General features: G+C 69.4%; 13 protein-coding genes. 8 read left to right on the top strand and 5 right to left on the bottom strand.

Annotation, left to right across the window (positions count from 1 at the left end; genetic code table 11):
* Positions 1-19: 19 nt before the first annotated feature.
* The 6 genes from M6B22_RS17000 (at position 20) to M6B22_RS16975 (ending at position 5,726) form a co-directional block, all read left to right on the top strand.
* A complete protein-coding gene (locus M6B22_RS17000) occupies positions 20-1,006 on the top strand; it encodes a DMT family transporter (protein WP_407935540.1) in 987 nt (328 codons plus the stop codon).
* A 59-nt stretch (positions 1,007-1,065) separates the two neighbouring features.
* On the top strand, positions 1,066-2,286 hold the full coding sequence (locus M6B22_RS16995; RefSeq protein WP_407935729.1) for an MFS transporter: 1,221 nt from the start codon (positions 1,066-1,068) through the stop codon (positions 2,284-2,286).
* 54 nt (positions 2,287-2,340) lie between these two features.
* Positions 2,341-2,922 (top strand): TetR/AcrR family transcriptional regulator, encoded by a 582-nt coding sequence (locus tag M6B22_RS16990; RefSeq protein ID WP_269442758.1) that lies wholly within the window; start codon positions 2,341-2,343, stop codon positions 2,920-2,922.
* On the top strand, positions 2,919-4,355 hold the full coding sequence (locus tag M6B22_RS16985; RefSeq protein WP_269442757.1) for an MFS transporter: 1,437 nt from the start codon (positions 2,919-2,921) through the stop codon (positions 4,353-4,355). The genes M6B22_RS16990 and M6B22_RS16985 overlap by 4 nt, the downstream gene beginning before the upstream one ends.
* A gap of 69 nt (positions 4,356-4,424) precedes the next feature.
* On the top strand, positions 4,425-4,904 hold the full coding sequence (locus M6B22_RS16980) for a GNAT family N-acetyltransferase (RefSeq protein ID WP_269442756.1): 480 nt from the start codon (positions 4,425-4,427) through the stop codon (positions 4,902-4,904).
* A 48-nt stretch (positions 4,905-4,952) separates the two neighbouring features.
* Complete coding sequence (locus M6B22_RS16975) at positions 4,953-5,726, top strand: metallophosphoesterase family protein (protein ID WP_269442755.1); 774 nt, start codon at positions 4,953-4,955, stop codon at positions 5,724-5,726.
* Between the two features lie 4 nt (positions 5,727-5,730).
* Here the strand turns inward: M6B22_RS16975 and M6B22_RS16970 are convergent, their stop codons facing one another.
* From M6B22_RS16970 to M6B22_RS16960, 3 genes are read right to left on the bottom strand one after another with little or no spacing between them, the layout of a single operon-like run.
* Complete coding sequence (locus tag M6B22_RS16970) at positions 5,731-6,846, bottom strand: amidohydrolase (protein ID WP_407935728.1); 1,116 nt, start codon at positions 6,844-6,846, stop codon at positions 5,731-5,733.
* A 55-nt stretch (positions 6,847-6,901) separates the two neighbouring features.
* Positions 6,902-7,924 carry an ornithine cyclodeaminase family protein gene (locus tag M6B22_RS16965; protein WP_269442753.1) on the bottom strand — a complete coding sequence of 341 codons (1,023 nt, stop codon included), beginning with the start codon at positions 7,922-7,924 and terminating at the stop codon, positions 6,902-6,904.
* Entirely contained in the window at positions 7,921-8,820 is a 900-nt protein-coding gene (locus M6B22_RS16960; protein ID WP_269442752.1) for a PhzF family phenazine biosynthesis protein, read from the bottom strand. The genes M6B22_RS16965 and M6B22_RS16960 overlap by 4 nt, the downstream gene beginning before the upstream one ends.
* 107 nt (positions 8,821-8,927) lie before the next feature.
* Between M6B22_RS16960 and M6B22_RS16955 the strand changes: the two genes are divergently transcribed.
* Complete coding sequence (locus tag M6B22_RS16955) at positions 8,928-9,818, top strand: LysR family transcriptional regulator (RefSeq protein WP_269442751.1); 891 nt, start codon at positions 8,928-8,930, stop codon at positions 9,816-9,818.
* Here M6B22_RS16955 and M6B22_RS16950 read toward each other — a convergent pair.
* Together M6B22_RS16950 and M6B22_RS16945 are read right to left on the bottom strand one after the other, a co-directional pair.
* On the bottom strand, positions 9,815-10,150 hold the full coding sequence (locus tag M6B22_RS16950) for a cupin domain-containing protein (RefSeq protein ID WP_269442750.1): 336 nt from the start codon (positions 10,148-10,150) through the stop codon (positions 9,815-9,817). The genes M6B22_RS16955 and M6B22_RS16950 overlap by 4 nt on opposite strands.
* 36 nt (positions 10,151-10,186) lie before the next feature.
* The gene (locus tag M6B22_RS16945) at positions 10,187-10,804 is read right to left on the bottom strand and encodes a LysE family translocator (RefSeq protein ID WP_407935727.1); all 618 of its coding nucleotides are present in this window, start codon (positions 10,802-10,804) and stop codon (positions 10,187-10,189) included.
* Between the two features lie 328 nt (positions 10,805-11,132).
* On the opposite strand from M6B22_RS16945, the gene M6B22_RS16940 reads away from it, so the two are divergent.
* On the top strand, positions 11,133-12,074 hold the full coding sequence (locus tag M6B22_RS16940) for a GNAT family N-acetyltransferase (RefSeq protein ID WP_269442748.1): 942 nt from the start codon (positions 11,133-11,135) through the stop codon (positions 12,072-12,074).

The raw sequence follows: 12,074 nt of genomic DNA, 5'->3' as shown, positions 1-12,074 counted from the left end.
GTATTTGTCGATTGTGCTTATGCATTGCCGATGTCAGTGTCAGGCTGTGTCGAGCAACCGGACCGCGGCAGTCGCTGTCGTGACGACCTTGCTGTTGTGGGCGAGCGCGTTCGTCGAGATCCGATCGGTCGGTGCGGTGCTCGCGCCCGGCGCGATGGTGTTCGTCCGGTTGTTGGTCGGCGCGATCGTCCTGGGGTTGGTTGCGCTGCGATATCGGCGGCCGTTGCCGCGGGGGCGGGCGTTGCGGCTAGTCCTCGGTTACGGCGTGCTCTGGTTCGCGGGCTACGGGTTCACTCTCAACTGGGCCGAGCAGCATCTGGACGCCGGGACCGCGGCAATGCTGGTGAACATTGCGCCGATCCTGGTTGCGGTGGTCGCGGGCGTGGCGTTCGGCGATGGGTTCCCTCGGCCGGTGGTTGCGGGCATGCTGGTCGCGTTCGGTGGCGTGGTGCTCATCGCGGCCGGTAGCGATTCTCATGCTGGCGTGGACTCGCTCGGAGTGCTGCTGGCGTTGCTGGCGGCGGTGTTGTACGCCGCTGCCGTCTTGCTGCAGAAGGTCGCTCTGCGGACCGTCGACGCGGTGACGGCGACGTGGGTGGCATGTGTGGCCGGATTGGCCGCGTCGATGCCGTTCGCCGGGCAGGCGGTCGGTGAACTGTCCGGCGCGCCGGCGAGTGCGGTTCTCGGCCTGGTGTATCTCGGAGTCGGCCCGTCCGCGATTGCGTTCACGACGTGGGCGTACGCGCTTGCCCGGTCCGACGCTGGACGGTTGGCAGCGACCACCTTGTGCCTGCCGGCGATCGCGGTTCTGATGTCGTGGGCCGCGCTGGATGAGGTGCCGACGGCACTGGGGCTGGCAGGTGGGGCGCTCTGCGTTGCCGGTGTGGCCATCAGCCGTCGCCGATCGCGCGCGCTGCCGACTGCCACACCGCCGGTGCACGGGCCAGCGGCGCCTTCGGGCGGCGTGCAGGGGTGCGACTCGTGTTCCGCGCGAGCGGTGCCTTGACTGGGTCGCCCAGCGAACGCGCACCGGCTCGGTCCGATGCCGAGAGCTCGACCAGCGCCATCGAGGAGTCACCGTGGCAGGTGCCGGACTTTCGCACGCTGTTCGCGGCTTCGGTCGCCAGCCAGGTGGCGACGAGCATCGGGTACGTCGCGGTTCCGTTGTTCGCGGTGATCGCCCTGCATGCCGGTGCCGGGCAGGTTGGTGCGCTCGCAACGTTGAGCACCGCGGCATTCCTACTGATCGGCTTGCCGGCCGGGTCCTGGGTGGACCGTCTGCAGGCCGGGAGCGTGCTGGCAGCTGCCGACTTCGCACGAGCCGTGCTGTTCGCCTCGGTGCCGGTCGCGCAGCTGTTCGGTGTGCTCACGTTCTGGCAGCTGTATGCCGTTGTCTTGCTGGCCGGGTGCGCCACGGTGTTCTTCGACGTCGGCTCGCAGAGCGCGATTCCGCGGTTCGTGGCGCACGGCGCGCTGCTGCGGGCCAACGGCGCAGTGGCCGGTCTGATCGCTGCGTGCAACGTCGCCGGCAGAGGGGCTGGCGGCGCTTTCGTCCAGTTGCTCGGCGCGCCTGTCGCTCTTGGTGTCGCTGCGGCGAACTACATGGGGTCCGCGCTGCGGCTTCGCGCGCTCAGCCGTGGTGCGGCGGGCCACGCCCCTGCCCGCGTGCGGATGTGGCCGCAGATCGCGGCGGGCTTGCGGCACGTCTTCGGTGATGCGGAACTGCGCGCGCTGGCGTTGACCGCGGCGATCAGCAATTTCGGTATGCAGATCGTCAACACGATGCTGCCGGTGGTGTTCATGCGTGAGCTCGCGTTGCCCGGCGGGGTGCTGGGTGCGTTCTGGGCGGCCGGCGCGGCAGGTGTCCTGTTGGGGGCGCGCTGCGCCCGGCGGCTCGCCGACGCGCTCGGCCTCGGCCGGGTACTGACGCGACTCGGTCCGTGCTTGGCGCCGTGCGCGCTGGGCGTCGCGCATCTCGAGCGCGGACCGTGGCTGTGGCTGGCGGCCGGCGGGTGGCTGCTCGCGATGTTCAAGATCGGAGTGGACAACGTGCTCGGAGTTAGCCTGCGCCAGCAGGCCACGCCGGCGCGGCTGTTGGGTCGGATGACCGCGACGTTCCGCTTCGTACTCACCGGGGCACTGGCCATCGGATCCGCTGCCTCCGGGGTGATCGGTGAGCTTGCCGGTGCGCGCGCCGCCTTGTGGGTGGGCGCAGCCATCCTTGCCGTCGCGTTCGTACCGGTCACGATGTCCCCGATCCGGATGCGGCAGTCGCTGTCGATATGAGAAAGCAGACACAACCGTGGTGATGAGTAGTTACTACCTACTAATTTCCTACGCATGCCACTTACCCGGATGACCGCGCAGCAGCGCCGTGAACAGGTACTGCGCGTGGCCGAGCTCGAGTTCGCCACGCGCGGCTTGCACGGGGCATCCACCGAGACGATCGCTCACCGCGCCGGAATCACCCAGACGTACGTGTTCCGGTTGTTCAGCACCAAACGGGAGCTGTTCCTGGCCTGTGTCGATGCGGCATTCGAGCGGCTGACGCTGGCGTTGCGGGCGGCAGCGGCAGACGCGACCGGTGTCGATGCTCTGGCGGCGATGGGCCGTGAGTACAACGCGATGCTCGCGGACCGCACCACGCTGCTGCTGCAGCTTCAAGGGATGGCGGCTGCGGCGGCCGGCGAACCCGAAATCCGTGACGCAGTGCGTGCCAGTTTCGGCAGACTCTGGCAGGCCGTGTCGGACACAGCCGGGCTCGATCCGGTGACGATCAAGACGTTCCTGGCGTTCGGCATGCTGCTGAACACCAGCGCTGCCCTCGGCTTGGCCGACGTGGACGAACGGTGGGCACGGCAGGCCCGGACCCGCATCAAGCCGGGACTGTTCGAGCACGTCACGCGCGAGACGAACCGTTGAGCGCCGTCCAGGAACGCACGGAGGCCAGGTTTCTCGTCGTGACCGTGGTGTCCATCGGCCTGGTGGTCGCCGTGGTGGGCACCCTCGGTGCACCGTTGATCACCGCTGTCGCGCAGTACTACCACGTGTCGCTGGCAGCCGCGCAATGGACGCTGACGATCGCGTTGCTTTCAGGCGCGGTCGCCACGCCGCTGCTCGGACGCCTGGGCTCCGGGCCGCGGCGCCGTGCCGTCATCCTGACCACGCTGAGCGTGGTCGTCGCCGGCAGCGCGCTGACTGTTGTCCCGCTGCCGTTCGCGCTGCTGCTGCTCGGCCGCGCCGGGCAGGGCGTCGGCTTGGGGTTGACCGCCCTGATGATGGCGACTGCGCGCGACCACCTTTGCGAGGCGCGCTCGGCGAGCACGATCGCGTTGCTCGCGGTTGCCTCCACCGCGGGCATCGGGATCGGCTACCCGCTGTCCGGGCTGCTCACCGACGTGGCCGGTATCCGCGCCGCCTACGCCCTCGGGTTGCTCGTCACGGCCGTCGTCCTCGTCATTGCCCTGATGGTGCTGCCGCCCGCGCCGTCTCGCGCGCCCGCGGGCGTCGACCTGCCCGGCGCCGCGCTGCTCAGCAGCGGGCTGCTGGCATTGTTGATCGTCATCAGCCAGACCGATCTCTGGCGTCAACATCCTGCTCTCGCAGGCGTGATCCTCGCCGGCTCGCTGCTGCTGCTGGGGGCGTGGATCGTGGTCGAGCTGCGGGTGGAGCATCCGCTCGTGGACATCCGGCTGCTGCGGGATCCTGCCGTCGCCGCCGCCAACCTCGCGATGCTGACCGCCGGTATCGGCATGTACCTGCTGCTGAGCCTGATCACCCGCTACGTCCAGACACCGATCGGCGCGGGTTACGGCTTCGGACTCGACACCTTCCAGGCCGGGCTCGTCCTCGTGCCGTTCTCCGCTCTGGGGTTCATCGCAGGGAAGACCTCAGCCCCGCTGCGAGCGCGCTACAGTGCCCGCGCCCTGCTCTCCTGCAGCGTCGTGCTGGTGCTGGCGGCGACCGTGCTTTTCGCTCTTGTCCGCGGACACCTCGCCGAACCGATTCTCGCGATGAGCCTGCTGGGCCTCGGCGTAGGAGCCTTCTCGGCGGCCATGCCCGCCGTCATCTTGGCCGTGACGCCGAAGAACGAGACCGCCAGCGCCATGAGCGTCAATCAAGTCGTGCGCGCGGTCGGCTTCTCCATCGGCAGTGCTATCGGCGGCCTGGTCCTCGCCGGCTACACGACCGGCGTCTATCCCCGCGCTTCTGGGTACGGCACCGCGGCCTGGATCGGAGCAGCTACGACAGCGGCGGCGCTGCTGTTCATCGCGGCGCGCCACTCGCGAGCCCAGCACCCCGGGCGACCCGGCCGCGGCCGTACGACCCATGCTGACCAGGCCGCCGCGCGGTGACAGTCAGAAAGGAGATCCGTGCAGACACACTTCACCGTCCGCCGTGGCGACGCCGCGGACACCCAGGTATTGCTCGACCTGTTCGACGGTGCGATCCGCTGGATGGTGCAGCGCGGCGCGACCGAGCAGTGGGGCTCGACCCCGTTCTCCGAGATCCCGCAGCGCGTGAGCTCGATCAGGACGTGGGCGGCCGGTGGTGGGCTGAGGGTGGCCGAGAGGGACGGTAGGCCCGCCGCGGCGATCGTTCTGGGGGACGCGCATCGGTACGTGCATGTGGCGCGTGAGCCGGAACTCTATGTGATGGTGCTGATCGGCTCGCGTGAACCGTTCGCCCGTGGAGCGGGTCGGTTCCTGTTGCAGGTGGCCGAGCAGGAGGCCTCCGCGAGGCGCCTGGGTCTGCTGCGAGTGGACTGCTTCGCCGGCAACGGCGGGGCGCTGGTGCGCTTCTACGAAAGCTGCGGATTCACGCGCACTGAGACGTTCACGGTGCGGGACTGGCCCGGTCAGGTGCTGGAGAAGCGGCTCGACAAGGCGGCGCCCAGTGCATGAGAGCATCGGACCAGCGCACGGGTCCGCCGTCGGTTGCGAGCCGCGGCCATGACCGCGTTACCGGCGGTGTCGGTCGGATCGCACGAGCGCGTCGCGCTGATCTCGGACGTGCACGGCAATGCCTGGGCGTTGCGCGCGGTGATCGCGACGCTGGCCGAGCACGGCGTCACGGCGCTGTGCTCGCTCGGTTGCCTCACCTGGGGTCCCGAACCCCGCCGGGTGATGGTCCTGCTCGACGAGTTGCCGGTACCCGTCTATCGGCTGGCCGGAAACGGCGAACGGGCGGTGATCGAAATGGCCGTCGGTCAGCGGCCGATCGAGCGTGAAACTCACGAGTGGATCGTGCGAGCGCACGGCGATGACGTCGACCGGCTGCGAGAGCAGCCCACGGCATTGACACTGACCGTGCCTTCGCTCGGTCCGATCCGCCTGTGCCATGGAAGCCCGCGCTCAGACGTCGAGCTGTTGACGCCCGCGACGCCGCACACTCGAGTTGCGGCGGCCTGCGAAGGCGTGCCGGAACAGACCATCGTTCATGGCCATACGCACCTGCAGTACGGCCGGCGTGTGGCTGATCGCGTCGTCCAGGGCTGTGGGAGCGTCGGGCTGCCGTACACGCACGACGGTCCGGCGGCCTACTGGACGCTGGCGGACGCAGACGGACTGCATCCGCAGCGCACCGAGTACGACATCGACTCCGCCGCCCGGGAGTTGTCCGGTCACCGGTTCCCGGGCGCCGCACGATTTGCCGACCAGATCCGGGCACCGACGGATCCGGACTGGATCGTGCAGGACGCCGAGGCTCGCGAGTTCGCGGACTGAGTTCTCACCAGTCGGCGTCGCGATACGCGACACGGCCCTCGACGTAGACCAGCAGCGGCCGGCTCATCACGTCCAGCGGGTCGCCGGACCAGAGCACGACGTCGGCATCCGTGCCGACGGTCAGCGAGCCGATCCGATCGGCGACACCGTAGATCTCGGCGGGAACCGACGTGATGGCCCGCAGCGCAGCGGCCCTGTCCATACCGGCTTTGACGGCGAGCGCTGCCTGCAGGACCAACAATTGGATGGGTACGCCGGGATGGTCCGTGGTGATCGCGACCCGCACGCCGGCTGCGTGCAGCACGGCCGGTGTGCGCCAGGTGCGCCCGGCCAGTTCCACCTTGCCGCGAGTGCCGATCAGCGGCCCGCAGACCACCGGGATGTCCCGTGCTGCGAGGATGTCGGCGAGAAGGTGCGCCTCGGTGCCGTGATGGATGACGAGGCGGTACCCGAACTCGTCCGCGAGCCGCAGCGCGGTGGCGATGTCGTCCGCGCGGTGCGCGTGCTGGTGCCATGGCAGTTCACCGTCGAGCACGCGCCAGAGGGCGGCGGCCGGCGTCCCGCTGCTCTCCTGGGGGGGATCGGATGCAGCTTGCTGCGCGGCGGTGAAGGCGCGTCTGATGAGTGCGGCGATTCCGGGCCGGGTCGCGGCGCCGGCATGGCGGGTTGCCCAGACCCGTTTCGGGTTCTCCCCCAGCGCGCTCTTGACGCCGGCCGGGCTTCGCACGATCATCTCGTCCACGGTCCGGCCCTGGCATTTGACCAGCGCCGTCTGGCCACCGATCGGGCTGGCCGAACCGGGCAGCACAGCTACCGTGGTCACGCCGGCAGCCAAGGCATCCTCGAAGGCTTGGTCGGCGGGGTTGATGCCGTCGATCACGCGTAGCTCGGCGTCGTCGGGTCGGGAAGCCTCGTTCAGGTCGTCACCGGGTTCGCCGACGGACTGCTCCTCGATGCCGGCGTGGGTGTGCGCGTCGATCAGTCCGGGCAGCACCCAGCACCCCTCGGCACGAACGATCTCGGCCTCGGCAGGCAGCGGGACGTTCGCGGACGGCCCGACCGCGGCGATGCGGCCGTCGCGGACCACAACGGTCCCCGCCTCGATGGGTGCGCCGTGCATCGGTAGCAGGCGGCCACCGACGATCGCGATCACGGACGACGTCACGGCTCGCCGCTCACGTGGGTCCCGGTCCGGTCGCGGCGTCTGGGACACCTTCCGGCGGTTCGCCCGCCAGCCGGCGCAGCGCGACCTCGGCTGCCAGCAGATCCTGACCGGCGATGCCGACGAGCTTGGCGATGGAGACCTGGGCGGCATCGCTGCGGCCGGGGTGCACGCGGCCGATGATGTCGCCGAGGGACGCGAGCCGTCCTGCAGGTGCGTCGAGGGCGCCGGCGGCGATGGCCCTGCGTAGGTCTCCGCCGATCTGCGGGGTGTGCTTGGGCGAGTCGATGGCGACGATGTCGGCGTGCGCGAAGCAGTCAACGTCCAGCTCGGTCTTGCTCGGGTCATCGGCACCGGTGGCCGTCACGTGCTGCCCGGGACGGAGCCATTCGCCGTGCAACACCGGTGCGTGGCTGCTCGTCGTGGTCAGGACGATGTCGGCCGCGTCGACGGCGTCCCTTGTTGTTTCGGCGACGACGGTGTGCAGACGTGGGTTCTTCGCTGTGATGGTTGCGGCGAGACGATGCGCCGCGTCGCTGCGCCGTCCCCACACCGTGACGCTGGTGATCGGTCGCACACGTGCGGTCGCCAGCACCTGCCACAGCGCCTGCGTGCCGGTACCCAGAACCGCGAGGGTGTTCGCCGACGCCGGCGACAGTGCGTCAGTGGCTGCAGCCGACGCGGCGGCGGTACGCAGATCGGTCAAGTGATGCTCGTCCACGAGCAGCGCGTGCAGCGTTCCGTCGTAGGCGTCGTGCAGCGCCACGTAGCCCCCTGGCTGGACGCGCCGATCGTTGCCGCCGTCCACGGTGAAGCCGGTAGCGACCTTGACGGCGAACCACGGGTGCCCCGGAACCCAGGCCGTCTTGACGTGCACGTCCCCGTCCTCGCCGCGGGGGCTGAGCACCGAAATGGTCGACTCCCCCACCCCGGCGGCCTCGATGCGGAACGCCTCGCGCATCGGCTCGATCAGGTCCTCGAGACAGACCGCCCGGCGGATCTCGTCCGCACCGTAGGTGACAGCTGCCCGGCTCATGACCGGCTGCCTGTGTCGGTGGCGGGAAGGACGTCGAGGCGACCGGTGCCGAGGAAGCTGACCTCGCCGGACACGGTGACGTCCTGGACGTGCTCCGCGCTGCCGTGTGCGGCGATGCGCATCCGGCTCGGCCGCCCGACGTACCGGCCTTGATGCAGCAGGAGCGGCTGCCCGCTCGCGGCGCGGCCATGGCGCAGCAGGTACGCCGCGACACACCCGGCCGCGCTGCCGGTCGCGACGTCTTCGATGAGCCCGTCGTTGTTCCAGTGCCGGCCCTCCAGGCCGTCGACGTCGAGCAGGTAGCAGAACTGCGCGCCATGGCGGGCCAGGAACGCGTCCATGTCCGCCCTGGTGTAGTGCGCACGCGCCAGCGCCCCGGCGACGACCGGAACGATCAGGTACCTCAACCCGGTGGAGACGACTTCGCACGGCAGGTCCCGCCTCAGATCGGCGCTCTCGAGCCCGACGGCCGCGGCCAGTTCCCGCGCGTCCGGTCGCGGCGATTCGGGCAGCTCCTCCGGGGCGCCCTGGGCCAGCTCGGCGCTCACCGTCCGCTCGTCCACGCGGCAGGTGGTGACGGTGACGGTCCGTGCTGCCAGCCGCAGCCGCCACCCGCGCGGACCCGCCGAACTCGCATCGGCCACCTGATGAAGGACCGCTGCCGCCCCGATCGTGGGATGCCCGGCGAACGGGAGTTCTTCGATCAGGTCGAAGATGCGCGCATCCACCACACCGTCCGCGGCACGGGTGAGGAAGATGCTTTCGAAGTGCCGCAACTCCTGCGTGACGGCGAGCATCTGCGCCACGGTCAGGCTCTGCTGATCGAGGAACACCGCAAGGGAGTTCCCGGCGTACGGCCGGCCGGTGAAGACATCGACGTGGTGATACTCGAGCATGCGCTCGACCGTAGGGGCAGATGTCGCCGCTCCGGAACCGCAATGTTTGGATGACAGATATCGACAATGCCAATACATGCGCCGCCCGTCCGGACTAGCCTCGCAGGGTGGACGGCGACCTCAACATCCCCGACCTGCGCGCGTTCGTCGCCAGCGTCCGTGCCGGGAGCATCAGCCAGGCGGCGACCATCCTCGCCGTCAGCCAGCCAACGGTGAGCCAGCGGCTCCAGCGGCTCGAGCGGGCCATCGGCGACCGGCTGCTCGTGCGAGGCAAGCAGGGCGTCCGACCGACCGCAGCCGGCGAACGACTGCTGGGATATGCCGAACGCATCCTCGCGATGCAGCAGGAGGCACGCCACGGTGTCGCCGCTGGCCCGGCCGCCGCCGCACCCGGGCGGCGCACCATCGGCCTGCTGGAGGACCTGGTTGTCACGGCGTTGCCGGTGGTGCTCGCCGATTTCGCGGTGCTGCACCCGCAGGTGCAGCTGCGCGTGCGGACCGGCGCTGCGGCCGAGCTGAAGCGGCTCGCGGTGCGCGGGCAGCTCGACCTGGCGTTCGGCGACCCTACGGTGATGCCGGAGGCGTGCATCCGTTGGCGCCATCAAGCGCCGCTGGCCTGGGCGTCCTCACCTGGGCTCGACCTGACCGGCGCGGAGCTGCCACTGGTCATGTTCAGTCCACCCTGCCGGTGGCGGCGTCCGGTGCTGGACGCAGTCGAGCGCGCCGGCCGGCGCTGGCGCGTCGCGTTCCAGAGCAACAGCATGGCCGCGGTCCAGGCTGCCGTCGTGACCGGTCTCGGCGCGGCGGCCCTCCTGCCAGGAAGCGTGCCTGCAGGGTGCAGCGCCGATGCCGCCGCTACGTTGCTCCCGGACCTGCCGGAAGTCGACATCGCTGTGTCGCGGCGTCCCGGTGTTGAAGGCGACCTGGCCCTGAACACGTTGGAGAGTCTGCTCGTTGCCTCGGTAGGTGCCGCCTACCAGGCGCGGCCTGCCGCCTAGCCTTCCGGGTAGAAGAGGAAGAGCGTGCAACCGGTCGTCGTCGCTGGGATGTGCCACGACCCTGCCGGTGCATGCAGAAACGTCCCGGCCGGATAGTCACGAGCGCCGTCATTGAACGTCCCGGCCAGTACATACACCTCTTCCGGCCCGGGTTCATGGACGTCAGGACGTGGCCATGACGCTCCGGGGTCCATCTCCAGCACATTCGCGTGCGCGCCGGTCGGGCCCTTCCACAGCGGACGCAGCCGGATACCGGGAAAGACCTCACGGACCGGAGCGTCGCCGAGCGGAACAGCGACATAGTCGCGCTGCGTAAGGATCTCAGGGTGCATACCGCCGGCCTCCCGTGCCTGTTCGTGCGATCGGTCTCACAGCCGCGCTCGGGCCGGAACTTCTTTCAGGAGCAGGGCGGTGACCGTCGCCAGGAGGGTGCCGGTGATGCGCCGCTGCAATTTGGCCCAGCCGGGCCGGGACGCCATGAGCCGCGCGATGGCGCCGGCGGTGAGAATGAACAGCGCGTTGACGCTCAGGCTGATCGAGATCTGGACGCTGCCGAGCACGAAGCCCTGCAGCGCGGCGTGCCCGGCGTGTGGGTTGACGAACTGCGGTATCAGCGCGAGATACAAGATGGCCGCTTTGGGGTTGAGCAGGTTGGTCAGCAAGCCCATGCGGATCAGCCGCCAGTTCGAGTCGCAGCGCAGTTCGCGGGTCTCGAACACCCCGGCGCCGCCGGGCCGCAATGCTGTCCAGGCCAGGTAGCCGAGGTAGGCGGTTCCGGCGGCCTTGAACCCGACATACACCCACGGCACGACGACGAACACGGCCGCCAACCCGAAGTTGGCCATCGTCATGTAGACGAGGAATCCCGCTCCGGTCCCGAGCAGCGAGATCACGCCGGCCCGCCTGCCCTGGCTGATACTGCGCGAAACCAGGTACATCATGTTCGGTCCCGGCGTCAGCGCCATTCCGAACGCGGTCAGCGCCATCCCCGCCAGCGCGCCCTCACTCACCCACACGTTCTTCTCCCCAACGCGAATCTGCGACCAATCCTGCAGGGTCGCCAACCAGACGGTAAGAAGGCACAAATTCGTGCCGTAGTCACCTGCGCGTTACCGATGACCACGCACGCAATCCACCGACAACCTTGATCACCCGCGCGCTAGCATCGACGCCGCAGCGCAGTTCGCCCCGGATGAAACTGCATGTCCTCAGGGCTCGAGGACGCGGCGCCGGCACCGAACGATCAACGAAACTCGACGTGATTCATCGTCTGGAGAAAGGGGTGGTCGGTCAGTGCCTACGACGTTCTCGGCCATGAACTCGCCGTCCTCCGACGAGGTAGCGCTGCTGGCTGGACTGGCCGCGGCGCCCGATCGTTGGGCAGCGATGATCGTGCATGGCCTTCGGGAGCGGACGACTCGTCCGGACTGGCTGTGGCGGGCTCACGACGGCGAGAAGCTGGTGGCGGCAGCGGTGTGGTGGTCGGCCGGTCCAGACGCTGCGCCGGAGATGGTGGACGTACTGGGTGAGACGGACGCCGCTTCCGTCGCAGAGCTCTTGGAGCACAGCCGCCTGGCGATCGGCGCCGAGTTCGCCCTGTGCAGCGTGCAGATCAACGGTCAGATCGCCGACCTCACGGACACCAGGCCGGTGCTGGCCGAGGCGCTCCGGTCGGCCGGATTCACCCTCGAGGTCAAGCGCGTTCGTGTCGAGTGGACCCCGACCTCGCCGCTACCGGTCGCGCCGCGCGAACCGGCGATGCGAGCCGCGACCACAGTGCGCAGAGCGGACCTGATCGAGCTGTTCGCAGCCGTCGCCGATCAGTCCCTCGATCACAACATGATCGCCGAACGCGAACGATCGGGTGTTCGCCCCGAGGCGGAGCTGCGACTACAGGCCGCGTTCGACAGTGACGGTCGACCCGACTGGTTCACGATCGGGGTCGATCGTGAAGGCGCCCTGGTCGGCTACGTCGTTCCCGCCCTCGTCAACGGCGACCGTCCGATCATCGCCGAACTGGGAGTCGCAGCCGACCACCGAGGTCACCACTACAGCGACGCATTGCTGGCCCATGCAACTGGGCTGCTCGCCCGCTCCGGCGCTCCCCAGATCCGCGCCGACACAGACCTGGGCAACCATCCCATGCGCGCCGCGTTCACCCGAGCCGGCTACACCGAATTTGCGCGCCGCTTCGACTACACCTGGCGAGGCGGGCGTAACGCACCCTGCCCCGCAGCGAACAGCAACGAGGTGTGA

This window comes from Jatrophihabitans cynanchi, assembly GCF_027247405.1.
Lineage (GTDB): Bacteria > Actinomycetota > Actinomycetes > Mycobacteriales > Jatrophihabitantaceae > Jatrophihabitans_B > Jatrophihabitans_B cynanchi.
This window is presented reverse-complemented; position numbering and strand designations above follow the sequence as displayed.